19 protein-coding genes and 1 other RNA gene are annotated in these 24,482 nt (G+C 69.2%); 10 read left to right on the top strand and 10 right to left on the bottom strand.

The window, feature by feature from the left end:
- The first annotated feature begins 23 nt into the window (after nucleotides 1–23).
- From GTZ93_RS37595 to GTZ93_RS37570, 6 genes are read left to right on the top strand one after another with little or no spacing between them, the layout of a single operon-like run.
- Complete coding sequence (locus tag GTZ93_RS37595; RefSeq protein WP_120576074.1) at nucleotides 24–320, top strand: hypothetical protein; 297 nt, start codon at nucleotides 24–26, stop codon at nucleotides 318–320.
- Nucleotides 317–1,276, top strand: coding sequence for a ferritin-like domain-containing protein (locus tag GTZ93_RS37590; RefSeq protein WP_139920543.1), 960 nt, complete (start codon nucleotides 317–319; stop codon nucleotides 1,274–1,276). Before GTZ93_RS37595 ends, GTZ93_RS37590 begins: the two co-directional genes overlap by 4 nt.
- Nucleotides 1,276–1,641, top strand: coding sequence for a holo-ACP synthase (locus GTZ93_RS37585; protein WP_257979358.1), 366 nt, complete (start codon nucleotides 1,276–1,278; stop codon nucleotides 1,639–1,641). The genes GTZ93_RS37590 and GTZ93_RS37585 overlap by 1 nt, the downstream gene beginning before the upstream one ends.
- A 40-nt stretch (nucleotides 1,642–1,681) precedes the next feature.
- Nucleotides 1,682–2,128: an acyl-CoA thioesterase gene (locus GTZ93_RS37580; protein ID WP_120576071.1), complete on the top strand. Its 447-nt coding sequence runs from the start codon at nucleotides 1,682–1,684 to the stop codon at nucleotides 2,126–2,128.
- Nucleotides 2,125–3,042 (top strand): alpha/beta fold hydrolase, encoded by a 918-nt coding sequence (locus GTZ93_RS37575; protein ID WP_139920547.1) that lies wholly within the window; start codon nucleotides 2,125–2,127, stop codon nucleotides 3,040–3,042. Before GTZ93_RS37580 ends, GTZ93_RS37575 begins: the two co-directional genes overlap by 4 nt.
- A 35-nt stretch (nucleotides 3,043–3,077) precedes the next feature.
- Nucleotides 3,078–4,829, top strand: a complete 1,752-nt coding sequence (locus GTZ93_RS37570; RefSeq protein WP_120576069.1) for an AMP-binding protein — start codon at nucleotides 3,078–3,080, stop codon at nucleotides 4,827–4,829.
- A gap of 10 nt (nucleotides 4,830–4,839) precedes the next feature.
- On the opposite strand, the gene GTZ93_RS37565 is transcribed toward GTZ93_RS37570, so the two are convergent.
- The 4 genes from GTZ93_RS37565 to GTZ93_RS37550 are packed head-to-tail and all read right to left on the bottom strand — an operon-like array spanning nucleotide 4,840 to nucleotide 10,851.
- Complete coding sequence (locus tag GTZ93_RS37565; protein ID WP_161663298.1) at nucleotides 4,840–5,949, bottom strand: hypothetical protein; 1,110 nt, start codon at nucleotides 5,947–5,949, stop codon at nucleotides 4,840–4,842.
- Nucleotides 5,950–6,001: 52 nt separating this feature from the next.
- Nucleotides 6,002–6,565: a MarR family winged helix-turn-helix transcriptional regulator gene (locus GTZ93_RS37560; RefSeq protein ID WP_139923568.1), complete on the bottom strand. Its 564-nt coding sequence runs from the start codon at nucleotides 6,563–6,565 to the stop codon at nucleotides 6,002–6,004.
- Nucleotides 6,565–9,714, bottom strand: a complete 3,150-nt coding sequence (locus GTZ93_RS37555) for an efflux RND transporter permease subunit (protein WP_139923570.1) — start codon at nucleotides 9,712–9,714, stop codon at nucleotides 6,565–6,567. Before GTZ93_RS37555 ends, GTZ93_RS37560 begins: the two co-directional genes overlap by 1 nt.
- A gap of 36 nt (nucleotides 9,715–9,750) precedes the next feature.
- Nucleotides 9,751–10,851 carry an efflux RND transporter periplasmic adaptor subunit gene (locus GTZ93_RS37550; protein ID WP_139923572.1) on the bottom strand — a complete coding sequence of 367 codons (1,101 nt, stop codon included), beginning with the start codon at nucleotides 10,849–10,851 and terminating at the stop codon, nucleotides 9,751–9,753.
- A 332-nt stretch (nucleotides 10,852–11,183) separates the two neighbouring features.
- Here GTZ93_RS37550 and GTZ93_RS37545 point away from each other — a divergent pair, with 332 nt between their 5' ends.
- Nucleotides 11,184–12,323: an acyl-CoA dehydrogenase family protein gene (locus GTZ93_RS37545; protein ID WP_139919318.1), complete on the top strand. Its 1,140-nt coding sequence runs from the start codon at nucleotides 11,184–11,186 to the stop codon at nucleotides 12,321–12,323.
- Here GTZ93_RS37545 and GTZ93_RS37540 read toward each other — a convergent pair whose 3' ends face one another.
- Together GTZ93_RS37540 and GTZ93_RS37535 are read right to left on the bottom strand one after the other, a co-directional pair.
- Complete coding sequence (locus GTZ93_RS37540) at nucleotides 12,324–12,611, bottom strand: hypothetical protein (RefSeq protein WP_120576063.1); 288 nt, start codon at nucleotides 12,609–12,611, stop codon at nucleotides 12,324–12,326.
- A 51-nt stretch (nucleotides 12,612–12,662) separates the two neighbouring features.
- Entirely contained in the window at nucleotides 12,663–13,070 is a 408-nt protein-coding gene (locus GTZ93_RS37535) for a hypothetical protein (protein ID WP_120576062.1), read from the bottom strand.
- A gap of 80 nt (nucleotides 13,071–13,150) precedes the next feature.
- Between GTZ93_RS37535 and GTZ93_RS37530 the strand changes: the two genes are divergently transcribed.
- Nucleotides 13,151–13,792 carry an SAM-dependent methyltransferase gene (locus tag GTZ93_RS37530; protein WP_120576061.1) on the top strand — a complete coding sequence of 214 codons (642 nt, stop codon included), beginning with the start codon at nucleotides 13,151–13,153 and terminating at the stop codon, nucleotides 13,790–13,792.
- 53 nt (nucleotides 13,793–13,845) lie between these two features.
- Nucleotides 13,846–19,905 carry an alpha-2-macroglobulin family protein gene (locus GTZ93_RS37525; protein WP_139919317.1) on the top strand — a complete coding sequence of 2,020 codons (6,060 nt, stop codon included), beginning with the start codon at nucleotides 13,846–13,848 and terminating at the stop codon, nucleotides 19,903–19,905.
- Nucleotides 19,906–19,952: 47 nt separating this feature from the next.
- Here the strand turns inward: GTZ93_RS37525 and GTZ93_RS37520 are convergent, their stop codons facing one another.
- Nucleotides 19,953–21,119 (bottom strand): EndoU domain-containing protein, encoded by a 1,167-nt coding sequence (locus GTZ93_RS37520; protein ID WP_139919316.1) that lies wholly within the window; start codon nucleotides 21,117–21,119, stop codon nucleotides 19,953–19,955.
- An 85-nt stretch (nucleotides 21,120–21,204) separates the two neighbouring features.
- Here GTZ93_RS37520 and GTZ93_RS37515 point away from each other — a divergent pair, with 85 nt between their 5' ends.
- On the top strand, nucleotides 21,205–22,029 hold the full coding sequence (locus GTZ93_RS37515) for an SDR family NAD(P)-dependent oxidoreductase (protein ID WP_139919315.1): 825 nt from the start codon (nucleotides 21,205–21,207) through the stop codon (nucleotides 22,027–22,029).
- A gap of 31 nt (nucleotides 22,030–22,060) precedes the next feature.
- Here the strand turns inward: GTZ93_RS37515 and tyrS are convergent, their stop codons facing one another.
- The 3 genes from tyrS to ssrS form a co-directional block, all read right to left on the bottom strand.
- A complete protein-coding gene (tyrS, locus tag GTZ93_RS37510; RefSeq protein ID WP_139919314.1) occupies nucleotides 22,061–23,323 on the bottom strand; it encodes a tyrosine--tRNA ligase in 1,263 nt (420 codons plus the stop codon).
- Between the two features lie 104 nt (nucleotides 23,324–23,427).
- The gene (locus GTZ93_RS37505) at nucleotides 23,428–24,060 is read right to left on the bottom strand and encodes a 5-formyltetrahydrofolate cyclo-ligase (protein WP_169820740.1); all 633 of its coding nucleotides are present in this window, start codon (nucleotides 24,058–24,060) and stop codon (nucleotides 23,428–23,430) included.
- A 19-nt stretch (nucleotides 24,061–24,079) separates the two neighbouring features.
- Nucleotides 24,080–24,272, bottom strand: a non-coding RNA gene (gene ssrS / locus GTZ93_RS37500) — 6S RNA.
- Between the last annotated feature and the right edge of the window lie 210 nt (nucleotides 24,273–24,482).

Here is a 24,482-nt window from a genome sequence, read left to right as displayed (position 1 = left end):
AGCCCTGGGAAGGAAGGTCCCCCGTGCCCGACGCACAGGAGCTCGAGTCATATATCCGACGGAAGTTCGCGGAAAACGTGGGTTTCACGGAAGAAGAGTTGTTTTCCGAAGACCTCACACTGTCGGCGCTGATTACACGCTCAGAGCGCATGACCAACAGCGTGGACTTGATGGAAGCCTTTGCCCGCACCTCCAACGGGTTGCGCAAGGATTATGGACTGAGAGTTCGCCTGCCGGCACTGTCCCTCGATACACCCGTGTCCAAGGTCCTGGCGGTGTTCATGGGTGAAGTCACGAACCCGGAGCGGAAGTCGGCATGAGCGTTCTCGCGCGCAGCCTCGAGCACGAAGAAGCGACCGTCGCCCCCCCCAAGGTCCTCTCGCCCGAAAGCCGCCCGGCCATCCAGGCGGAGCTGTACGAAGCCCTCACCCAGCGGGGGCAGTCCCTGGTGGACATCACCTGGGAGCAGCAGCGGCTGCACGAGTCGCGGCGCTGGAGCGTGGTGGAGCTGCTCTCCCACGTGGACTTCGCGCACGTGGGTGAAGCCGACCGACACCTGGTGTGGAACGCGGGGCGGGCGGAGCTGACGACGAAGCCGGGAGCGGACCGGCTGGAGCGGCTGGCGGATCAGGAGTGCCGCCGGTGGCAGGAGAAGAACCCCACCGTCGCCGCCATCATGCAGGCGTGCGGCACGTGGAGCCGCTACTGGAACGAGGAGGAGGCGCACCACGAGACGGCGTTCAACCGCCTGTCCTCGGTGCTGGGGCTGGAGCCCATCAGCGACGCCACCTTCATCGAGTTCCGCAAGGTCTTCCCCGACGACGACATGCTGCGCACGCTCACGCTGCTGTCCATCTCCGAGGTGGTGGCGGCGGTGGACTACGGCCAGTGCTCGCAGATGGTCCAGGACCCGGGCCTGCGCGCGCTGTTCAAGCAGGTGGCCGCGGACGAAGTGCAGCACATGAACTACTTCATCGCCTTCGCCAAGGCGCTGGTGGACAGCGGCGCGTACAAGGCGAAGGAGGCGTTCGCGGTGGCGCACCTCTTCCTTCGCGACGGCGGCGAGGTGCACGGCAGCAAGCGCGAGCGCGTGGAGAACCGCGATACCCACGTCAACTGGTGGGATCAGCTGGAGCACCGCGAGGGCTTCTATGCCCCGGACGCGCTGCGCAAGAAGGAGCAGCTCATCTTCCACGCCCTCAAGCGCATCACCGGCATCACGGTGGCGTCGCGAGAGGAGCTGGAGGACACCTGGATGGACCTCGTCGGGTGTTGATGGGCCTGGGCCACGACCTCCAGGCCATCTCGGAGCTGGAGGCCGCACGGGCCCTGCGGGAGCCGGACGTCTTCTTCACCGCCGCGGAGCTCGCCCACTTCGAGCGCGCGGCGAACCCGGTGCAGAGCCTGGCGGCGGGCTTCAGCGCGAAGGAGGCTCTCTTCAAGGCGCTGCCCGCGGTCGCCGGTTGGTTCTGGACGGACGCCGAGCTCGTCCACGACGCCCGGCACGCGCCGCGCTTCCAGTTTCACGGCACGCTCGCGGAGCATCTGGTGCGCGAGGGCCTGCAGGTCTCTGTATCGCTGTCGCATAGCGGAGGGTTCGTCTCGACGGTGGTCATCGTGACGCGCGCTCCGTCCCCCTGAAGTCGCTGTCATCCCCCCGGCAGCCGAAGGACATCCCCCCGTGCACTTCGAAGAGTCGTCGCTCACGCTGCGCGTGCGTCCCAATGACCTGGACATCCTGGGGCACGTGAACAACGCCACCACGCTGGAGTACCTGGAGGCCGGCCGTTGGGCCTGGCTGGAGCGGCAGGGGCTGACGCGCGGGGGGCCGGTGGTGGCGGTGGTGTCGCGCGTGGAGGTGGACTACCGCCGGGAGATTCCCCCGGGCGACGTGGTGGTGCACACGGAGCTGGAGTCGCCCGCGGCGGACGAGCTGGAGCCGGACGGCCTCAACTACCGCGCGCGGTTCCGTCAGCGCGTGTTCCTGACGGTGGGCGGGCCGGTGGCGGTGGAGGCGCTGGTGAGCGTGGCCTTCCTGGACGCGCGGGCCCGGTCGCTCGCGTCGCTGCAGCAGTTCCTGGACGCCGCGCGCGCCCCGGTGGCCCCTGTCGAGGATCCGCGCCCATGAGCACGAACGTGAAGCCGGAGCTCGCGTCGCTGGAGTTCTGGGTGCCCACGTCCCAGGAGCACGCGCTGCACGTCGTGGAGGCGCGCCTGTCCGGGACGCCGGACTCCGCGCCCGGCATCCTCTTCGTGCCGGGGCTGTTCTCAGACGGCCGCTTCTTCCTGGGCGGGCAGGGGGATGGGTTCGCGCGCGCGTTCGTGGACGCGGGCTGTGTGTCGTACGTCGCGTCCCTGCGCGGGCATGGCAAGAGCCGCTGGCCCGCGAAGCGCGCGTACAACTGGAGCTTCGACACGTACGTGCGCCACGACATCCCGGACCTGGTGCGGGCCGTGCGCGCGCGTCACACCGGGCCGCTGTTCCTCCTGGCCCACAGCATGGCGGGCTACGCGGCGCTGGCGGCGCTGGGGGTGGACCCCTCGCTCCAGGCGTCGCTGTCCGGTGTGTGCACGCTGTCCTCGGCGGTGAACGACTACAGCGACGGCGGGTTCAAGAAGCGCTTCCAGCTGGGCTTCTCGTCCACGGTGGCGGGGATGTTGGGACGCTTCCCGGCGAAGGCGCTGAAGCAGGGGCCCTGGGACGAACCAGCGGGCGTGATGCGTCAGTTCACGGACTGGGCGCCCACGGGCGCGTTCCGGAGCACGGATGGCGCGACGGACTACTGGAGCGCGCTGGGCAACGTGACGCTGCCGGTGTTCGCGGGCGTGGGCGCGGCGGACGTGTTCCATGCGTCACCCCAGCGCGCGCAGAAACTGGTGGCCCACCTGGGCAGTGCCCGGAAGGATCTGTTCGTCCTGGGGCGCGCGCAGGGGCTGAGCTGGGACGCGGGCCACTTCGACGTGGTGCGCGGAGAGCGCGCCCGCGCGGAGGTGCTGCCTCGCGTGCTCACGTGGATGCGCCAGGTGGCGCCCTCGCACTGAAGGACTGAAGGACCCGGAGGAGGGGAGTTTTTCGCATGCTCGACATCATCCAGCGACTGGAAGCGGTGGACCCTCGGCGCGGCCTGTTTCTCTACGACGACTTCGTCGGGCCGCCAGAGTTCGTGCCCTACCGGGAGTTCGCCTCCCGGGTGGCCGGGGCGGCGGAGCACTTCCGCGCGCGCGGCGTGGCGCCGGGCACGCGCGTGGTGCTGCCCTTCGAAACCTCCTCGTCCGTCATCTTCGCCTTCCTGGGGTTGATGGAGCTGGGCGCGGTGCCCCTGTCCGTGAAGCCGTACATCCTGAGCACGCCGAAGGGCCCCTACCGGGACTTCCTCGCGCGCATCCGCGAGCGCTATGGCGCGCTGCTCGTGCTGGACGTGCCCAGCATCGCTGGCCTGGAGCTTCCCCTGGAGCGACTGCCGCCGCCGCCCACGGGCGCGAAGCGTCCCGGGGTGAAGCTGCGCGAGGTGGCGCCCGGGGAGCTGGCGTTCGTGCAGTTCTCGTCGGGGTCCACGTCGTTCCCCAAGGGCGTGCCCATCACCCAGGAGAACCTGGCCGCGAACCTGCGGATGATCATCCGGCACGACAGCCGCACGTCCGAGGACCGGGTGACGAGCTGGCTGCCGCTGTACCACGACATGGGACTCATCGGCGGGCTGCTCACCTGCATCACGGTGGGCAATGATCTGCTGTTGGCCCAGCCCGCGTCGTTCCTGATGGACCCCATGGGCTGGCTGGAGCTCATCTCCTCCGAGAAGGTGATGGGCTCCGTCATCCCCAACTTCGCCATCGACTACGCGCTGAAGTCGCTCAAGTCGGCGGACGCGGATGACCTGAAGCGGTTGGACCTGTCGCGCGTGCAGAGCATCTACCTGGGCAGCGAGCCCATCAACATCCCCAACCTGGAGCAGTTCCTGGACATCCTCGCCCCGTGCGGTCTGCGGCGCGACGTGTTCATGCCCTGCTACGGCATGGCGGAGACAGTGCTGATGGTCGCGAGCGTGCCGCCGCGCCAGACGGTGCGCGTCATCACCGCGCCCAACGGTCAGCCCGCCATCTCCGTGGGCCGCCCGCTGACGGAGTTCGAGGTGCGGCTGCGCGCGGAGGACGGCCGGTTGTGCGGCGAGGGCGAGCTGGGCGAAATCGAGTTGCGCGGCGGCAGCCTGGCGCCGTCGTACTTCCTGGACGACCGGCCCCTGCGCGGCGACGACGGCTACTACGCCACGGGCGACCTGGGCTTCCAGAAGGAGGGCGAGCTCTTCATCACCGGGCGGATCAACGACCGCATCAAGGTGAACGGGCAGAGCTTCTTCTCCGCGGACTTCGAGCAGGCCGTGGAGCGGCTGGGCTTCATCCGCCCGGGCCGCACCGCCGTCATCCAGGTGAAGGGCCGTCTCGTGGTGCTGGCGGAGGTGAACCACCCGGCCGCGTTGGAGCGCCTGGAGGACAGCCGCAAGCAGGTCTGCCAGTCGGTGCTGGAGACGGTGGGCGTGACGCTCGCGAAAGAGGACGTCCTCTTCATCCGCTACGGCCAGCTCCAGAAGACGAGCAGCGGCAAGCTCCAGCGCCGCGCCATCACGGAAGCCTATGAGCAGGGCCGCATCCGCACCGTGACGCCCATGGAGTTGCGCGCGGACCTGCTCCAGATGCGCGCGCAGCGGCTCGTGCTGGGCTCGGTGATGGTCGCGCGGCAGCGGGGCCGCCGGTGGATGGCCTCCGGGAAGGCGGCGCTCTCCGCGGGACTTCTGCGGCTCAAGCCAGGAGGCCAGCGCCAGGACGGGCCTTGAGCCGCTGGCCTTAGCGGGCCTTCGCGGAGGCCCACAGGTCCCAGCCGCGCGCCGCGTGGCACGCATCGCCCACCAGGTCCAGGGCGAGCTGGGGCTGCGTCTTGGTCAGCGCCTCCGTGTCGCGGAAGGCGCCCGTGGCCTCCAGCCTTTGCGTGGCGTGCTCCAGCGCGGCCTTCGCCTCCGCTACCGCCACCGCCTGCGCGGGCGTGGGCTTCCAGCCCGTCTCGTCCCGGTAGCGCCCCAGCGCCTCCAGGAAGTGGCCGTGGAACTTCACCATCTGCACCAGCACCGGGACGCGGTACGCGGGCGCGGCGGTGAGCGCGGCCTCGTACTGCCGCGCCTCCGAACCCAGCCGGTACACCAGCACGTCCACCTGCGCGTCCAGCCGCGGGCCCCACGCCTTGCGCACGGCGGGGAAGCGCGCCCAGCCCGCGACGGCCTGGAAGAAGTGGAGCCCGCCGCACGGGTGCGCGTAGATGCCCTGCTTGTTCTTGGGCACCTGGGGAAGGCCTGCCTTCATGCCTCGGAGCAGCTCCGCGTTCGCGGACTCCAGCGTGGCGAGCGCGGTGTCCATCACCGCGTCCATGCGCACCGTCTCTCCCGCGCCGTTGACGAACGAGCCCCCGGGCTCCAGCACGTGTGACAGCGCGTCCAGCGCCCACGCACCGTCCGGCGACGCGGCGAGCGCGGGGCGGAAGTCGTGCTGGAGCGACGCCACCAGCTCCCTGAGCGTCACCTTGCCCCACGCCGTGGGGAACGCATGCGAGCGCGGGTAACCCGCGAGCAGGAAGGTCTTCACCTGGAGCGCCGGGTGGGGCTCCACGGGCGTGCCGTCCGGGGTGAAGGCGTCGAAGAAGTAGCGGGCCGTGCCTCCCGCGTCGGGGGCGTCGCGGCGCAGGAACCCCGCGACGATGGCGTCCGAGGCCGCGCGGCCATCCCGCGCGCGGAAGGACTTCCCGTCCAGGTCCATGCCGTGCGCGAGCGCCCAGGGTCTGGATGGATCCGCCCCGTGCGTGCGGCACTGCGCGTGGAGCACCACGGACGCGGAAGGGGCGGCGGGGGAGGGCGGGGGAGCAGCGCTCAGGCCAAGCCCGAGCAGGGCCACGAAGGAGGGGAGCATGGGCGCGGGCAGTGTCGCAGCCCGCGCCCATCCACGCACCTGGGTGCCCTCTTCAGCGCGGCGGGGCGCAGGCCTTCATGCGGGCGAGCATCCGCTCGATGATGCCGAACAGCGCCTCGCGGTCGTCCTCGGGAAGCAGGCCCATCAACCGCCGGATGCCCGCGTCCGTCATCAGCTGGATGACCTTGTAGATTTCACAACCCCGGTCGGTGAGCTTGGCGGTGACGGCGCGGCGGTCCTCCGCGTCCCGGCCGCGCTCCACCATGCCCATGTCCTCCAGGCGATCCACCACGCCGGTGATGGTCTTCTTGGTGATGCCGATGCGCTGCGCCAGCACGCCCACCTGGATGGGGCCGTCCATGCCCAGCCACCCAAGCGCGTGCACCTGGGTGGGGGTCAGCCGCATGTCGTCGCAGAGGCTCGCCAGCGGGTCCCTCAGGGAGCGGAAGTGGGCCAGCTCCCGGATGAGCCCCATGAAGCGGCGTGAGTCCGGCGTGGACTGGTCCCCATCCTGGAGCAGGCGCTCCATCACGGCCTTCTCGTCAGCGGCCTCGTCCTTCCCCTCGGAGCGCACTTCGGACTCCGAGGGGGAGGTGATGGAGGTGGGTCGGCGCATCAGGCAGTCTCCACCCGGGCCGCGGCCGCCGCGGCCTCCCGCTCACGGTCCTGGTTGGACGGACCGTGCGCCGGGCCGGAGCCACCCGCGAAGCCGGGGTCGCTGCCCTTGTTGCGCTTGAAGCGCGCGGCCAGCTGATCCAGCAGCGAGTACACCACCGGCACCACGCCCAGCGTGAGGAACGTGGAGGTGATGAGGCCGCCGATGATGGTGATGGCCATGGGCGCGCGCGTCTCCGCGCCGTCGCCCTTGGCGATGGCCACCGGGATCATGCCGGCGATCATCGCGATGGTCGTCATCAGGATGGGGCGCAGACGCACCGGCGCGGCCTCGAGGAGCGCCTCGTGCGCCGTGCGGCCCTTCTCACGGACCTGCAGCGTGAAGTCCACCAGGAGGATGCCGTTCTTCACCACCAGACCCATGAGCATGATGACGCCGATGAGGGCGAACATGGACATGTACTGGCCGGTGATCAGCAAGCCGCCAATGGCCCCGATGAAGGCGAAGGGCAGGGACAGCATGATCGTGAACGGGTGGATGAGGCTTTCGAACTGCGCCGCGAGGATCATGTAGATGAGGATGATGCCCAGGAGCAGCGCGGTGCCGAACGCGGCCACGGACTTGCCCAGCTCCTTCGCGTTGCCTTCCAGCTCGCCCGTGACGCTCTTGGGCAGCTCCTTGGCGGCGTAGCCCTGCATGTAGGTGATGGCGTCGGAGAGCGCGTAGCCCTCCTTCAGGTTCGCCAGCATGGTGACCTGCCGCTTCTGCGCCTGCCGGTCAATCTGCACCGGCCCCTCCGCGGGGACGATGCGGGCCAGGTTGCGCAGCTCCACCAGCTGCCCCGTGGGGGAGCGCACGGCCAGCTGACCGAGCGCGTCCGCGGAGGCCAGCGTCTCCGGAGGCAGGCGCAGCTTCACCTCGTACGTCTCACCGCCCTCGCGGTAGTCCAGCACCTTGTCGCGGCCCAGGTAGGCGCGCAGCGTCTGGCCCAGGGACGCGGCCGGCACGCCCAGCGTGGCCGCGCGGTCGCGGTCCACCTGCACGTCGTACTGCGGCTTGCCAGAGCGGTACGTCATGTCCACGTCGGTGAGGCCCGGGTTCTGGAGCATCGCCTGGCGCATCTTCTCCGCGGACTCGGTCAGCTCCTTCCAGTTGTCGCCGCGCAGGTTGAACTGCACCTGCTGCGAGCGCGCGCCACCACCGGACACCGCGGTCACGTCCTGCACCGCCACGGTGATGCCCTTGGGCGGGTGGATGTTCTGGCGCAGGTAGGCCTTCAACTCGCTCTGCTTGAAGGCGCGGTCCTTCACCGGCATCAGGTTGATGAGGACCTCGCCCTTGTGGACCTCCTCCTGCACGCCGCCGCCCGCGGTGGTGAACGTGGAGGCGATGCCCGGCAGCGTCCGGACCTGGGCCGCGAAGGTGTCCAGCTGCGTCTGGGTCTCCTGGATGGTGGACCCGATGGGCAGCTCCACCGTGAGCTTGATGTTGCCGTTGTCCTGCTCCGGGATGAACGTGAACTTGAGGAAGCGGGCCATGCCGAAGGTCGCGAAGAGCACCACCACCGCGACGACCATCGTGAGGGCGCGCTGCCGGAGGATGCCACCCAGGATCTTCCGGTAGCCGTTCTCCATGCCCACCAGCACCTTCTCCACCGCCGCGGAGATGCCCGTCGGGTGCCCGTGCTCACGCAAGAGGCGCGAGGACAGCATCGGCGTGAGCGTCATGGACACCACGTAGGAGATGAGCGTGGCCACCGCCACCGTGACGCCGAACTGGTAGAAGAACTTGCCGATCATGCCGTCCATGAAGGCCACCGGGATGAACACCGCCACGATGGCCAGCGTCACCGCGAGCACCGCGAGGGCAATCTGTCCGGCGCCCTCCAGCGCGGCCTGCATGGGCGAGGCGCCCTCTTCCATGTGACGGACGATGTTCTCGATGACCACGATGGCGTCGTCGATGAGCAGACCGATGGACAGGGTCAGCGCGAGCATCGTGATCATGTTGAAGGTGAAGCCCAGCGCCGCCATCACCGCGAACGTACCCACGACGGACACCGGCAGCGCGATGGCCGCCACGATGGTGGAGCGCAGGTTGCGCAGGAACACCAGCACGATGAGGACGGCGAGCACGCCGCCCAGGATGAGGTCCTCCTGCACCGCGTGGATGGACGAGCGGATGAACCGCGCGTTGTCCGTCACCGTCTCCACCTGGACGCCGGCGGGCAGCGACTTGTTGATTTCGCCCAGCGACTCCTGCACCAGGTCCGCCACCTGCACCGTGTTGGAGCCGGACTGCTTGCGCACCACCAGCGCCACCGCGCTGCGCTCGCCGCTCTTCGCACCCGAGCGCTGCTCCGCGGGGCCGTCCACCACCTCCGCGATGTCGCGCACGCGGATGGGAGAGCCGCCCGTGCTGGTGATGATGATGTTCCTGATTTCGTCCACGCTCTTTGCTTCGGACGTGAGGCGCACGATGCGCTCACGGCCGCTGTCCATGCTGCGGCCACCCGGCACGTCCAGGCTCTGGGCCTTGAGCGCCTGGCTGACGTCGCTGATGGCCAGGCCGAAGCCGCGCAGCCGCTGCGGGTCCACCACGAGCTGGATCTCCCGCTCCCGGCCACCGACGATGTCGATGCTGCCCACGCCCTGCTGACGCTGGAGGGCCGGCTTCACGATGTCATCCGCGACGCGCGTCAGCTCCTCCACCGGCAGGGCGCCCGCGAGCGCCAGCGTGATGATGGGGGCCGCGCCGATGTCGAACTTCTCCACGACGGGCGTCTCCACCTCGTCCGGCAGCTTGCTCAGCGTGGCCTGCACGCGGTCGCGCACGTCCTGCGCCGCGATGTCCACCTTGGTGGACAGCTTGAACTGCACGACGATCTGCGAAACGCTTTCGACGTTGATGGACTTGAGCGTGTCCACGCCGTTGAGCGTGTTGAGCGCCTCCTCCAGCGGGTCGGAGACGTTCTTCTCGATGGTCTCCGGGTCCGCGCCCGGGAGGATGGTCGTCACGGTGACGACGGGGAAGTCGACGTCGGGGAACTGGTCCACGCCGATCTTCGGATAGGCGAACAGGCCGAACACCACCACCGCCAGCATCAGCATGGCGGTGAAGATGGGCCGTGAAATGAAGGTCTTGAGCATTCAGATACCCAGGAAAGAAGAGGGGAGGAGGGACCGCTACTGCGCGACGCGCACGGCGGTCCCCTCCTTGACGTCCAGCGAAGCGTCGGCGAGCACGCGCTCTTCCGCCGTCAGGCCCTGCAGCACCTTCACGTAGCCGGGCAGCACGCGCTGCACGCGCACGTCGCGCTTGCGCACGGTGCCGTCCTGCACCACCCACACGAAGCCGTCCTGGCCCTTGCTGCTGACGGCCTGCGCCGGCAGGAACAGGCCGTTGCCCGCGTCACCCGCGGCCTTGGAGAAGTCCATCTCCACCAGCGCGCCGGGGCGCAGCGGGTGCTCCGTCTTGCCCGTCACGTCCGCCAGCACCTCCACGGTGCGGCTCTGCGCGTCGATGACGGCGCCCACGTTGGCGACCTTCGCCTCGAAGCGCATGCCGCTGGGGTTCACGGTGCCCGGCGTCACGATGCCCGGCGTCACGTTGTCGATGACGGACTCCGGCACCATCATCCGGATCTCCAGCCCGTCCGCGTCCACGATGGAGAACACCGGGGTGGAGGGCGTCATCGCCACCGAGTCACCCACGTTCTTCGTGCGCGCGGTGATGATGCCGTTGAAGGGCGCCACGATGTTGTGGTCGCGCAGGTTCTCCACCGCCAGCCGGTACGCCGCGCCGGCCTGGGCCGCCTGGGCCGCCGCCTGCTTCTGGCCGATCTCCGCCTGCTCCAGCGCGTTGGCCGCGACGCCGCCGGACTCGGCGACCTTGCGCGTGCGCTCCAGGGTGCTGGTGGCCAGCTGCAGCGAGGCCTCCGCCATGTCCTTGGCCGCCTTCGCCTGGTCCACCGCGATGGACACGTTGGACGTGTCCAGCTGCGCCAGCACGTCGCCCTTCTTCACCTTGTCGCCCACCCGGACGTTCACCTTCGCGAGCGTGCCCGTCGCCTGGGGGCCCAGCACGGCCTCCTGCTTGGAGCGGACCTGGCCCGTCACGCGCGTCACGTTCTGCTCCAGCTCCGTGGCCGGGGTGATCGCCTTGACGCCCAGCGCGTTGGAGCCTTCCTGCTGAGTCGGAAGCTGCGCCTTCTCCGCGCCCGCCTTCGAGCACCCCGCCGTCGACACCGCCACGGCCACCACGGCAGCCAAGATTCGCTGATTCACGCGTCCGAACTCCTGCCGGGTCGCCGGCGGGACACCCGCCCTGGCACCTGCTCCGGCTAATTCTTTGTGGGCTAGAAATTACCGACGCTCGATTATCTGTCAAGAGGATACTCCGGAGTGCGGACTATCCACTCCCCAGTCATCCTGCGGGGTTGGCTGCCTGCCCCCCAAGCCTTCAGACTTCTTCACAACACTGGAGCCGGCGCGCTGCGTCACCAGGAAGGCGGGCGTCAGGCGGGGTGGGGACGCGGGGCGTTGCTTGTGGCTGACGGTGGGCGCCTGTTATTGACTCGCGAATCAACCCGCAGCGGGACAACCCCCAAGGACTCGCGATGCTCAATCCGTTCACCGAGGAGCACGAGGCGTTTCGCAGGTCGGTGCGCGCCTTCGTGGAGAAGGAGATGGCGCCCTACGGTCTGGAGTGGGACCGGGCGGGCATCTTCCCGCGCGAGCTGTTCAAGAAGTGCGGCGAGCTGGGCTTCCTGGGCATCAGCCACGACCCGAAGTTCGGCGGCAGCGGCCTGGACTACTGGTACGTGACGGCGTTCGCGGAAGAGCTTTCCCGCAGCCGCAACGCGGGCGTGAACATGGCGCTGCTGGTGCAGAGCCAGATGGCCACGCCCATCATCAGCGAGATTGGAACCGACGAGCAGAAGCGCGAGTTCCTGGAGCCCGCGCTCAAGGGCGACCGCATCGCGGCGCTGGGCGTGAGCGAGCCGGGGTGCGGCTCGGACGTGGCGAGCATCAAGACGACGGCGCGCCGGGACGGCGACGACTACGTCATCAACGGCTCCAAGATGTGGATCACCAACGGCACGCGCGCGGACTTCATCACGCTGGCGGTGCGCACCGGTGAGGAGGGCTACGGCGGCATCTCGCTGGTGACGTTCCCCACGGATGTGAAGGGGTTCAGCATCTCCAAGAAGCTGGACAAGATTGGCAACCTGTCCTCGGACACGGCCATCCTCTACTTCGAGGACTGCCGCATCCCCGCGCGCTACGTGCTGGGCGAGGAGAACCAGGGCTTCTACCACATCATGACCAACTTCCAGGGCGAGCGCCTGGTGGGGGCCATCACCACGGTGGGAGGCATGGACCGGATGCTGGAGGACGCCCTCCAGTACGGCAACGAGCGCGAGGCGTTCGGCCGGCCCCTCATCAAGTTCCAGGTGTGGCGCCACAAGTTCGTGGAGCACCTGACGGCGGTGGAGGCGGCGCGGCGGCTCAACTACTACGCGGTGGACCTCTACGACCGGAAGGAGAACCCGGTGAAGGAGATCTCCATGGCGAAGCTGTTCGCCGGAGACCTGGCCCAGCGCGTGGCCTACGACTGCCAGCAGTTCTTCGGCGGCATGGGCTACATCGAGGAGACGCCCATCGCGCGGATGTGGCGCGACGTGCGGCTCATCACCATCGGTGGCGGCACCTCCGAGGTGATGAAGGAGATCATCTCCAAGCTGTACGGCTTCTAGCTATTTCCTGCCGAAGAGGGCCTCCGCGGCGCTGACCATCGCGTCGCGTGAGGCCTTCTGGTGCAGGCCGCCTTCGCCCAGCTGGAAGAGCTCGCAGAAGTTGGCCTCGTCCTTGTCGCGGGGCGCTTCGGCGAAGGGCTCCTTGCAGGCCTTGGCCACGGACTCGTCGAAGTGCCGGCAGTTGCGGCACGAGCGCAGGTCCTCCTCACAGCCGGGACATGTGTCGCGCCGGCCGACCTGGTTGGCGATGATGTCGAGTGCGTGTCCGCAGTGCGCGCAGCCGGGCATGGTGGTCCTCCCCGTCAGAAGCTGACGGGGGCATCCTGCCAGAGTCTGTGTCTACCGCTGGACGCTGGTCGCGAACGCCGGGGCGGGCAGGGAGGAGGCTTCCTGGGGCCGGCGCAGCTCGCCGGTGGCGTCCAGGAGCTGGTCGTCCAGCCGCTTGAGGAGGAAGAGGACGTAGGCGGACAGGCCGGACAGGACGGCGGCCATGATGCCCAGCAGCATGCCGCGCTGCCAGCGGTGGGCCTGCTCCATCACCCCACGGCGTTCCTTGAAGGTCTTCAGCTGGGCGTCCACCGAGGTGCCGTCCAGCTTCTGGGCGAAGTCGGAGGCCTGGGCGCTGCCCCGGGCCATCAGCCAGCGCCCTTCGGCCTGCAGGGCCTCGGCGCGCGCGTAGCAGAACGCTGCCCCACCCGCGAAGAGCAGGGAGATGCACAAGGCCGCTGTCACGCTCCGGGTGCCCATGCCACCAACCCTCCGGCAAATCCGTGGGCGCGGCCAGCCGACAGGCCGCGACTGCTCCGGCTTTCCGAAGACAGTAGCGGATGCTAGGGACGGCTTCTGACATGGGCAAGCCCTACCGTCCTAAAGACCACTATTTCCAGAAAGCCAAGCAAGAGGGGCTGCGAGCGCGTTCCGCGTTCAAGGTCGATGAGATCCTCAAGCGCTTCCCCGGGTCCGTGAAGAAGGGCGCGGCGGTGCTGGATCTGGGCGCGGCGCCCGGCGGGTTCCTCCAGATATTGGCGGACGCGGTGGGGATGCACGGGCGCGTCATCGGCGTGGACATCTCGGCCATCCGTCCCTTCTCCCAGAAGTGGGTGACGACGGCGGTGCTGGACGTGCTCGCGGACGACTTCGACGCGAAGCTGGCCGCGCTGTACGACGGCCCCTACGACGCGGTCATCTCCGACATGGCGCCCAAGACCTCCGGCATCAAGGGCACGGACGAGGCGCGCAGCCTGCGGCTCGCGGGCAAGGCGCTGGAGGTGGCCGCCACGCGCGGCCGGCCCGGCGGCACGTTCGTGGCCAAGGTCTTCATGGGGGGCGACTTCGAGGCCTTCCGTGACGAGGTGCGGCAGCACTTCGAAGAGGTGAAGATCGTCCGTCCGGAGGCCACGCGCGGCGCCAGCATGGAGGTCTACGTGGTGGGGCTGCGACGCCGGGCCCCGGCGCCGGCTGCTTCCTGAAACAGAGAGAAGGGACCGCCAGGGACGCGGGCGGCGTCTAGAGTGCCGCCCCTATGTCTTCTCCACCACGCTCGCGTGCTTCCGTCGTCGTATTGTGCCTGCTGTCCTTGATGCTGTCCTCCGTGTCCGTGGCGGCCCCCGCGAAGGCGCCCCCGACGTGGAAGGCCATCGACGCGCTCGTCGAGGACGACAAGGTCGAGTCCGCCGCGCAGGGGGCCGAGGCCCGGCTCGCCGCGGCGAAGGCCCAGGGTGACGCGGACGAGTGGACGCGCGCGCTGATCCGCACGGTGCAGCTGCGCACGCGGTTGCATGGCTATGAGACGACGGTGCGCTTCCTGCGTGAACAGCCCTGGCCGGAGGGGCTGCGGCAGCAGGCCACGCTCCACCTGTTCTACGCGGCGGTGCTCGCGAACTACCAGCAGTCGTACAGCTACGAGATTGGCCAGCGTGAGCAGGTGGTGTCCACCGGGCCGGTGGACCTGAAGGCGTGGACGAAGGATCAGATTTCAACGGAGATCCAGCGCACGTACGCCGCCGTCTGGGAGTCGCGGCAGAAGTTCGGCACCGAGCCCGTGAAGGTGCTGTCCGAGTACATCCAGCCCAACACGTACCCGGAGGGCATCCGCTCCACGGTGCGCGACGCGGTGACGTACCTGTGGGTGGGCTCGCTGGCCGACACGGGCCTGTGGCGGCCGGAGCAGGAGCAGGGCGTGTACCGGCTGGACCTGGGAGCGCTCCTGGACAGCGCGCCGAAGGTGGAGCTGAAGGACCCTTCCGTGCACCCGCTGATGAAGGTGGTGGCGGTGCTGGGGGACCTGGAGGCGTGGCACCTGGCGGCGGGCCGGCGTGAGGCGGCGCTGGAGGCGCGGCTGCGGCGCTACGAGGTGCTGTCGACGTCGTTCACCGAAGCCGCGGACAAGCGGCGCATCCGGGAGCACCTGGCCGCGCACCTGAAGGGCTTCCGGGACGTGCCGTGGTGGTCCAAGGGCCAGCACCAGCTCGCGGCGATGGAGGAGCAGGCGGGCCGCGCCATCACCGCGCATGCCCTGGCGAAGACGGGCGCGGAGGCGTGGCCGAAGTCAGTGGGCGGCGTGCAGTGCGCGGCGCTGATGGCGACGCTGGAGGCGCCGGAGCTGTACGCGACCGGGATGCAGGTGGACGGGCCGGGCAAGCGCTCCATCCTGGTGGGCCACCGCAACGTGGGCACGTTGTACCTCCGGGCGTACGCGGTGGATGTGGAGGCACGGCTGGCGAAGCCCGGCGAGGACCTGTCGCTGTACCCCTCCACCGAGGAGAGGCTCCGCATGGTGGCGTCGCGCAAGCCGGACGCAGTGTGGAGCATGGCGCTGCCGCCCACGCCGGACTTCCAGCGGCACCAGACGTTCGTGACCCCGCCGGCGCTCAAGGCGGGCGCGTACATCATCGCCCTGTCCACGCGCGAGGACTTCGCGAAGAAGAACAACCGCATCCTCGCCCTGCCGATGTCCGTGTCGCCCTGGGCCGCGACGGTGCGCAAGGCGAACCCCCACCAGGCGGAGGTCCACGTGGTGGACGGCGCCACGGGGGCGCCCGCTGCGAACGTGGAGGTGCGGTTGGTGAAGTCGGACTACAGCACCCGCCGCTTCAACATCGTCAGCCGCCGCACCGACGCGAACGGCGACCTGCTGCTCACGGGCAAGAACGCCGACCGCTACGAGGACATGGAACTGCTGCTGGGCAGGGGCAAGGGCGTGATGGTGCTCCCGGGCTCGGTGTACCTGTCCCCCCTCTACGAGTCGACCCCGCAGGACCATACGCTCATCTACACGGACCGCGCCGTCTACCGTCCCCAGCAGAAGCTGCTGTGGAAGGTGGTGGCCTACCGCCCGGAGGAGGCGTCGAAGCGCTACCGGGTGCTGCCGGAATCGGCGGTCACGGTGACGCTCGTCGACCCCAACGGCCAGGAGGTGGCCAAGCGCGAGGCTCGCACCAACTTGTTTGGATCGGTGGCGGGCGAGTTCGACATTCCCTCCGGGCGGCCCCTGGGCCAGTGGACGGTTCGCACGCGCCCCAACGGCTACGCGAGCGTGCGCGTGGAGGAGTACAAGCGGCCCACCTTCGAGGTGGCGCTGAAGGACGCGCCAGAAGCGCTGCGGCTCAACCGGCGCGCGACGTTCAAGGGCGAGGCCCGCTACTACTTCGGCCTCCCGGTGACGCGCGGCGCGGTGAAGTGGCGCGTGTCGCGCGAGCCGGTGCTGCCGCGCTGGTGGTTCTGGGAGCGCATCCCGGCCACCACGGAGCTGGTGGCCTCCGGCACGGCGACGGTGGGCGAGGACGGTGGCTTCACCGTGGCGTTCACCCCGGAAGCGGACGAGCGGCTCGCGAAGGCGCAGGGCATGTCGTGGCGCTACCGCGTGGAGGCGGACCTGACGGACGAGGGCGGTGAGACGCGCTCCGCGAGCCGGTCCTTCCGCCTAGGCTTCGTGTCGGTGGAGGGGCGCGTGGACTCCGACGTGGGCTTCGTCCGCGAGGACTTCCCGTCGGAGGTGCGGCTCGTGCGCTCGAACCTGGATGGCGCGCCGCAGGCCGGACCGGGCCGCTGGCGGCTCATTGCCTTGAAGGCTCCGAGCCGTCCGCTGATGCCGTCGGAGGTTCCGGTGGACAGGCTCAAGCCCCTGGACGCGGACACGCAGTCGGCCAGGGAATCCTATCCCACGCCGGGTGACGCGCAGAAGGGGCGCTGGGACACGGCCTACGACGTGGAGCAGACGCTGCAACGCTGGGACGACGGCGCGGAGGTGGCGCAGGCGGCCGTGACGCATGGCGCGGACGGTGTCGCCACCGTGAAGCTGCCGGCGCTGCGCGCGGGGACGTACCGACTGCGCTACGAGACGACGGATGCGTTCGGCCAGAAGGCCACCGCGCAACGGGACTTCGTGGTGGCGGGGGCCCACGCCCCGGCGGGGTTGCCCGCGGTGCTGGCGGCGGAGCGCCCTTCCGTGCGCGTGGGCGAAGTGGCGCGGCTGATGGTGGCCTCCGGCTTCGAGGGCCAGCCGCTGGTGATGGACGTGTACCAGGGGCGCCAGCGCGTCGAGCACCGCCAGCTGACGGCGGGGCAGGGGCGCGCGGTGGTGGATCTTCCGGTGACGGAGGCCCTGCGCGGCGGCTTCACGGTGGTGCTCTCGATGGTGCGCGACTGGCAGACGCTGAGCTTCCAGCAGACCGTGGCCGTGCCCTTCGATGACAAGGAGCTCAGCCTGGAGTTCGCCACGTTCCGCGACACGCTGCGGCCCGGCGCGAAGGAGACCTTCCGCGTGACGGTGAAGGGGCCGAAGGGCGCGAAGCTGGAGGCGGGGGCCGCGGAGCTGCTCGCGTACATGTACGATCAGTCGCTGAACGTCTTCGGACCGCACACGCCGCCGCAGGTGGCGCAGCTGTATCCGCAGCAGACCGTCTACGTGGACTTCCGTGCGTCGGGTGGCGTCTTCGGCGCGGACTGGCTCTTTGATGAACTCGTTCGGGAGGGACCCTCCGCGCCGGACCTCAGTGACGACACGCTGAAGTTCGGCGACGGCTATGGGCTGGGCGGTCCGGGCTACCGCAACTACTACGGCGGCCACCGCATGCGCGCCATGAAGCCCGGGGGCGTCCAGCGGGAATCGGACGGTGCACCGCCTCCGCCTCCGCCGCCGTCGCCCGCGCCGTCCGCCGCGGAATCCGCGCCGAAGCCCGGCCGGGTGCTGGAGCAGAAGCGGCGAGAGATCATCCAGATCATCAAAGGGGAGCCGGGCCCCCCGGAACCGGGGGAAGGGCCGGAGGGGCCGCTGCGCTCCAACTTCGCGGAGACGGCGTTCTGGATTCCGCAGCTGCTCACCGGGCCGGACGGAGCGGCGGTGCTGGAGTTCACGGTGCCGGACTCGGTGACGGCGTGGGACGTCTGGGTGCACGCGCTCACGCGGGATCTGCGCGGTGGCTCCACGCAGCGCGCCACCCGCAGCGTGAAGGAGCTGATGGTGCGCCCGTACCTGCCGCGCTTCCTGCGCGAGGGCGACCGCGCGGAGCTGGAGGTCGTGGTGAACAACGCGGGGACCCAGACGCAGCAGGGTCAGCTCACGTTCGACATCGTGGATCCGGACACGCAGAAGAGCCTGCTCGCGGAGTTCGGCGTGAAGACGACGTCGCAGGCCTTCACGGTGGCGGCGGGGAAGGGCACGAACCTGCGCTTCCCCATCACCACGCCCGCGAGGGTGGGGCCGGTGGCCTTCCGCGTGGTCGCGAAGACGGGCGCGTTCAGCGACGGCGAGTTGCGGCCCCTGCCGGTGCTGCCCGGCCGCATGCACCTGTCGCAGTCGCGCTTCGCCATGCTGAACAACAAGGACCGCCGGACGCTGACGTTCGATGACCTGAAGAAGTCGGACGACCCCACGCGGGTGAACGAGCAGCTCGTCGTGACGGTGGACGCGCAGCTCTTCTACTCCGTGCTCCAGGCGCTGCCGTACCTGGTGGACTACCCCTATGAGTGCACGGAGCAGACGCTCAACCGCTTCGTGTCCACGGGCATCGTCTCCAGCCTCTTCAACAAGTACCCGTCGGTGGCGAAGGTGGCCAAGGACCTGAGCGAGCGGAGCACGCGCTTCGAGACCTTCGACGACGTGGACCCGAACCGGAAGATGACGCTGGAGGAGACGCCCTGGCTCAACGAGGCGAAGGGCGGCGCGGAGTCCGACCAGTCGCTCCTGCGCGTGTTGGACCCGAAGGTGGCCCAGGCCCAGCGCGCGTCCTCGCAGGCGAAGCTGCGCAAGGCGCAGAACGCGGACGGTGGCTTCCCCTGGTGGCCGGGCGGCCCGTCGTCGCCGTACATGACGCTCTACATCCTGCACGGCCTGTCGCGCGCCATGGAGCACGGGGTGGAGGTGCCGCCCACCATGACGGAGCCCGCGTGGGGCTACCTGGCGAAGCACTTCCGGGAGGACTACGCGAACCGGCTGATGAAGAAGGACCTGGGCTGGGAGTTCCTCACCTTCCTCAACTTCGTGGCATCGGCGTATCCGGACGCGCGCTACACGGGCGAGGCGCTCACCGCGGCCGAGCGGCAGCGCATGCTCGAGTTCTCCTTCAAGCACTGGAAGGAGCACTCGCCGTACCTCAAGGGGTACCTGGCCCTCACGCTGAACCGGGCGAAGCGCACGAAGGACGCGCAGAAGGTCTGGGACAGCGTGATGGACTCCGCGAAGACGACGCAGGACCTGGGCACGTACTGGCAGCCGGAGGACCGGAGCTGGCTCTGGTACAACGACTCCACGGAGACGCACGCCTTCGCGCTGCGCACGCTGTCGGAGCTGCGCCCGAAGGACCCTCGGCGCGCGGGCCTGGTGCAGTACCTGCTCCTGGACAAGAAGGTGAACCACTGGAAGTCCACGCGCGCCACGGCGGAGGCGCTCTACGCGCTGGTCAACTACATGGAGGCGGAGGGCTCGCTGGCCGCGCGCGAGGAGCTGAAGGTGACGGTGGGCTCCAAGGCGGTGACCATGAGCTTCTCGCCGGACGTGTACACGGGGAAGAAGAACCAGATTGTCGTCCCCGGTCCGGAGGTGAACGCGACCACGGCGACCACGGTGGTGGAGAAGACGACGCCGGGCTTCGCCATCGCGTCCGCCACGTGGCACTTCTCCACGGAGGAGCTGCCCAAGGAGGAGCGCGGTGACTTCTTCCAGGTGTCGCGCCGCTACTTCGTGCGCATCCGCGAAGGCAACCAGACGCTGCTTCGCCCCCTGGCGGACGGCGCGAGGCTGCGGCCCGGTGACGAGGTGGAGGTGCAGCTGTCGCTGCGCACGAAGCACGCGGCGGAGTACGTGCACTTGAGGGACCCGCGCGCCGCGGGCCTGGAGCCGGAGAACGCGCAGTCCCGCCACAAGTGGGACCTGGGCATCGTCTGGTACGAGGAGACGCGCGACTCGGGGACGAACTTCTTCTTCGAGGCGCTGCCGGCCGGTGAGTACAACTTCAAGTACCGGCTGCGCGCGAACATGGCGGGCACCTTCCGCGTAGGCCCGGCGACGGTGCAGTCCATGTACGCGCCGGAGTTCACCGCGTACTCCACGGGCACGGTGCTCACCGTGGACAAGGCGCAGTAGGCCTCAGCGGGGCAGGGGACCGGCGTTCCTTCGAGGCGCCGGTCCCGCTACTCCGAGCAGGTGGCGGCTTCGTCGGTGGGGTGCAGCGTGGCGATGCCGTAGGTGCCGTTGCGCGTGCCGCACCAGATGCGCCAGTTGCCGCCCTCCACGTCCGGCGCCGAGTACACGCCGCCCTCCTTCTTCGCCCCGCCGCGCGCACAGCAGCGCGCGAACGCCCGGGTTCCGATGGCCGCGATGGAGACCGCGTCCTGCGACGTCGCGAAGCTGCCCGTGCGCTTCACGCCGCAGGACCACGGGGACAGGCCGTTGAAGCGGATGAGGTACTGCTCACCGCGCACTGCTTCTTCGCCCCTGGCCGGGCCCTGGTAGCAGACCTTTCCTTCCGCCTCGAGCTGCGCGTAACGGGGCAGGAAGTGGAGGCCGCCAATCGGGCCGCGCTGCCAGTCGTCCCCGCAGAAGACGTGCGTGAACGCGTTGCGCGGGCCGGTGCTCACCCACAGGCTCGTGAGCCATTCGATGTTCGCCTGCCGCGAGCCCGGACGGCCCGCCGCGGACAGCGCGCGCTGCACCCGCGCGTCGTCGTAGTGCTTCGCGAAGAAGCGCTGCACGTCTCCGGCGCTCACGCTCGCATCGGGACGCGCGGGGCACAGGTCCAGCACCTCACGGTCCATCGCGGACAGCGCAGGGGCCTTGGCGAAGAGGGGCGGTTGATCACACGTGCTCGCGCACGCCGCCGCGTCGCCCGGAGCCGCCGCGCGACCCGCGGGTGCGCGCACCGCCACCGTGACTTCTTCCCCGTCGTCCGGCTCCGCCGCGGGAGCACCCGCACCGGCTCCGCTCCCGATGGGCCTCGCCTCCGCGAGGGACACTCCACCGCCTCGCGATGCCTGCTGCTGGCGCGTGTTCTCATGGTCCGCGCGCACGAGCGCGTCCGTGCCCGGTGCCTTCTGGACGGCATCCGTGGGCGTGCCATCGCAGAGCACCCAGCCCTCCGCCTTGGGACCCTGGAGCTTGCACCACGCGCGGTCGGGGCCGCCCTTCTTCATGAGCGGATAGGACACGCCCGGCTGCACGGAGAAGACGACCTTGGAGGACTCGGGCTGGTCCACCGCGTCCACGGCTTCTTCAGTGACGAAGACGCCGCTCCCCGCGAAGGCGATGGGGGCGGTGGAGAGTGCCAGGAAGAAGCAGGCGAGCGACCCGGAGAGGCGCATGGTGGCCGGACTCTAACAGGGGTGCCCGAAGCCCGCTGTTCCCCGGTTGCGCGCGGCGCCGCACCGCGAAATAAACGCGCCCGATATGAAACCGATGAATTTCCGAGGCCGCTGGGTGCTCATTACCGGCGCGTCGTCTGGCCTGGGGCTGGAGATGGCCCGCCTCCTCGCGAAGGAGCACGGCGCCCACATCATCGCCGTCGCCCGCCGCGAGGACCGGCTCACCGCGCTCAAGGCGGAGCTGGAGTCCGCGCACGGCGTGCAGGTGCTGCCCCTGTCCGCGGACCTTACGAAGCCCGGGGACGCCGCGCGCGTCTTCGAGACCGCCACGGCGGGCCGCACCGTCGACGGCGTCATCCTCAACGCGGGCGTCACCTACTTCGGCCACGCGCTGGAGCAGCAGCCCGAGTCCTTCGACGCGATGCTCGCCACCAACATCACCAGCGTGGTGCGCATGTCCCAGCTCTTCGGGGCGCACTTCGCGAAGCAGAGCGGGGGCGGGGCGCTGATGCTCGTCGCCAGCACGGCGGGCTTCGCGCCGCTGCCGTACCAGACGGCCTATGCGGCCACGAAGTCGTTCGTCATCAGCTACGGACGGGGACTGGCCTACGAGCTGCGCAAGGCGGGCGTGTCCGTCACCGTCTTCGCGCCCGGCGGCATCGCCACGGAGATGCTGTCGGTGTCCGGCCTGGACCGGAAGTTCAAGGCGGGCGACGTGGGCATCATGTCCGCGGAGGCCTGCGCGCGCACCGCCGTGGAGGCGTTCGTGCACCGCCGCGAGCTCTCCGTGCCCGGCGTCCTCAACCGCTTCCTCGCGACGATGATGAAGCTGCTGCCCCACGGCTTCATGATGGGGCGCTCGGCCGCGCTGTACGAAGGCGCTTTGCCGAAGGAGCCGCCCGCGCCTTGAAACAGGCCCGGGCGGCACCCGTCGCGGCGACTCAGGACAGCTTCACGCGCGTGACCTTCAGCTTGCCCACCTGCACGGTGTACTCGCCGGCCCCCAGCTCCGCCTTGGGGTCGGTGACCTTCTCACCGTTCACCTTCACGCCGCCCTGGCCCATCATCTTGCGAGCCTCGGTGGCGGAGGCGACGAACTTCGTCTCCGGCAGCAGCTTCGTGACGAACATCTTCTCCGCGCCCGCGAGCGACACCTCCACGAGCGGCAGGTCTTCCGTGGACAGCTCCTTCTTGGCGAAGCGCTTCTCGAAGTCCTCCGCCGCCTTGCGGCCGGCCTCTTCACCCTGGAAGCGCGCGGCCATCTCCTGCGCGAAGGCGACCTTCGCGGCCTTGGGGTGCGCCGCGCCGGACTTCGTCTGCTCCTCCAGCTCCAGCACCTGCTTGAGCGGCATGGCGGAGAGGAGCTTGTAGTACCGCCACATCAGGTCGTCCGTGATGCTCATCAACTTGCCGAAGATGCTGTCCGCCGGCTCGTCGATGCCCACGTAGTTGTCCAGGCTCTTGGACATCTTGGAGCCGGTGATGACGCCGTCCACCAGCTTCGCGTCCAGGCCCTCCAGGATGGGGCCGGTCATGATGACCTGCGGCTCCAGGCCCTCTTCCTTCATCAGCTGCCGGCCGACGAGCAGGTTGAAGAGCTGATCCGTCGCGCCCAGCTCCACGTCCGCCTTCAGCGCCACGGAGTCGTAGCCCTGCAGGAGCGGGTAGAGGAACTCGTGGATGGCGATGGAGGTGTTCTCCCGGTAGCGCTTCTTGAAGTCGTCGCGCTCCAGCATGCGCTGCACGGAGTAGCGCGCCGCCAGGCGGATCATCCCCTCGGTGCCCAGCGCGTCGAGCCACTCCGAGTTGAACTTCACCACCGTCTTGTCCGGGTCCAGGACCTTGAAGACCTGCTGCTTGTACGTCTCCGAGTTGACCTTCACCTGCTCGCGGGTGAGCGGAGGCCGGGCCGCGTTCTTGCCGGACGGGTCCCCGATGAGGGCGGTGAAGTCACCGATGAGGAACACCACCGTGTGGCCGAACTCCTGGAAGCGCCGCATGCGCGTGAGCAGCAGCGTGTGGCCCAGGTGCAGGTCGGGACGGCTGGGGTCGAAGCCCGCCTTGATGACGAGCGGTTTGCCCTTGTCATAGGAGCGCTGGAGCTTCTTCTTCAGGTCCTCCGGCACGTGCAAATCCACGGTGCCGCGAGTGACTTCTTCGAACTGCTCTTCGGGGGTCGCCTTGCGCAGTGCGTCCGGGTTCATGGCGCCGCGGACACTAGCCCAAAAAAGACGACGGGCAGGGCGGGACTTCCAAGTCCGCCCCACCCGTGGATGTCCGCCCGCCTGGCCCGCGGCTCAGGTCCGGCTCAGGTGTCCAGGAAGTCGAAGCTGCGGCACAGGCCGCGCATCGTCTGGCTCTCCGTGACGATCTGGTCCATGTCCACGTCGTCAATCGTCGTGGGCAGCACCTGGACGATCTGGTCGTTGAAGGCCAGACCCACCCGGCGGCTGCGCGAACTGGCCGCCTTGAGGGTGGCGTCGTAGTAGCCACCTCCGCGCCCCAGCCGCTTGCCGTCCGGGCTGAAGCCCAGACCGGGCACCACGAACAGGTCGATCTGATCCACCGCGATCAGGTCCGAGGAGTTCGTGGGCTCCCGGACGCCCAGGCGTCCTGGCTCCAACTCGCTCTCCGACTTGATGGCCCGGAAGGCCAGGATTCGCCCGTGCACGTGGGACAGCGGGTAGCAGACGATCTTCTCGTCCTGCAACGCCGCGATGAGGATGTCCCGGGTAGGCACCTCGCCCCGGATGGGGGCGTAGAGCGCTACCGTCCGCGCATTCTGATAGTAGGGCGATGCCAGGAATCGAGACTGGACCTTGAGGCCACGCTCGTCGATGAGGTCATTGGTCATCGCCTTGCGGCGAGCCGTCAGTTCCTCACGAAGCGTTACCTTCTTCTCCGCCGCCGCCGCCACCGTATCCGCCGCCGTCTCGCTCACCGCCGCCGCTCCAAAGAAAGAGTCCCCCGCCGAGCCGTGTGTCCAGCGTCCATTGAACCCTTAGAAGCCAGGTGGGGACCGAAATCATGTCACCGCAGGCTTCCCTCATCCCCGGTGAAGGGGGAGGGCTTGCACATGGCGACCGAAACGGACCCCGGAATGGACGTATCGGTTCGAATTTCTGCTGGGCATCACGCACCCCGCAGGGAACAGACCTTTACTGCTCAAATCGCGCTACAAGTCCTTAGAATCACTGGGAAAATCCCAGGGCGTTCTGGGAAAATGATAAGGATGGAGAAGCGTGCGGTCAAGCCGTCCTCGCGCGTTTACAAGCCGCCCCGTGGACTTCTATGATGCCCGGGTCCCCGACATGTCGCTCCCGACCCCAACATTGGCTCTCGCGGCGGTAGCCTGCCTCACCT

The sequence above is a fragment of the Corallococcus exiguus genome (assembly GCF_009909105.1).
Classification (GTDB): Bacteria; Myxococcota; Myxococcia; order Myxococcales; family Myxococcaceae; genus Corallococcus; species Corallococcus exiguus.
The sequence above is the reverse complement of the archived record's forward strand: the minus strand, read 5'-3'. Positions and strand labels throughout refer to the sequence as shown.

Bases quoted from the DNA above. Each gene is read 5' to 3' on its own strand.
- GTZ93_RS37545 (WP_139919318.1), top strand. From the start codon at position 11,184: ATGCTCAATCCGTTCACCGAGGAGCACGAGGCGTTTCGCAGGTCGGTG.
- GTZ93_RS37540 (WP_120576063.1), bottom strand. From the start codon at position 12,611: ATGCCCGGCTGCGCGCACTGCGGACACGCACTCGACATCATCGCCAAC.
- tyrS (WP_139919314.1), bottom strand. From the start codon at position 23,323: ATGAACCCGGACGCACTGCGCAAGGCGACCCCCGAAGAGCAGTTCGAA.
- GTZ93_RS37535 (WP_120576062.1), bottom strand. From the start codon at position 13,070: ATGGGCACCCGGAGCGTGACAGCGGCCTTGTGCATCTCCCTGCTCTTC.
- GTZ93_RS37585 (WP_257979358.1), top strand. From the start codon at position 1,276: ATGGGCCTGGGCCACGACCTCCAGGCCATCTCGGAGCTGGAGGCCGCA.
- GTZ93_RS37530 (WP_120576061.1), top strand. From the start codon at position 13,151: ATGCTAGGGACGGCTTCTGACATGGGCAAGCCCTACCGTCCTAAAGAC.
- GTZ93_RS37575 (WP_139920547.1), top strand. From the start codon at position 2,125: ATGAGCACGAACGTGAAGCCGGAGCTCGCGTCGCTGGAGTTCTGGGTG.
- GTZ93_RS37555 (WP_139923570.1), bottom strand. From the start codon at position 9,714: ATGCTCAAGACCTTCATTTCACGGCCCATCTTCACCGCCATGCTGATG.
- GTZ93_RS37570 (WP_120576069.1), top strand. From the start codon at position 3,078: ATGCTCGACATCATCCAGCGACTGGAAGCGGTGGACCCTCGGCGCGGC.
- GTZ93_RS37565 (WP_161663298.1), bottom strand. From the start codon at position 5,949: ATGCTCCCCTCCTTCGTGGCCCTGCTCGGGCTTGGCCTGAGCGCTGCT.
- GTZ93_RS37560 (WP_139923568.1), bottom strand. From the start codon at position 6,565: ATGCGCCGACCCACCTCCATCACCTCCCCCTCGGAGTCCGAAGTGCGC.
- GTZ93_RS37515 (WP_139919315.1), top strand. From the start codon at position 21,205: ATGAAACCGATGAATTTCCGAGGCCGCTGGGTGCTCATTACCGGCGCG.
- GTZ93_RS37590 (WP_139920543.1), top strand. From the start codon at position 317: ATGAGCGTTCTCGCGCGCAGCCTCGAGCACGAAGAAGCGACCGTCGCC.
- GTZ93_RS37525 (WP_139919317.1), top strand. From the start codon at position 13,846: ATGTCTTCTCCACCACGCTCGCGTGCTTCCGTCGTCGTATTGTGCCTG.
- GTZ93_RS37520 (WP_139919316.1), bottom strand. From the start codon at position 21,119: ATGCGCCTCTCCGGGTCGCTCGCCTGCTTCTTCCTGGCACTCTCCACC.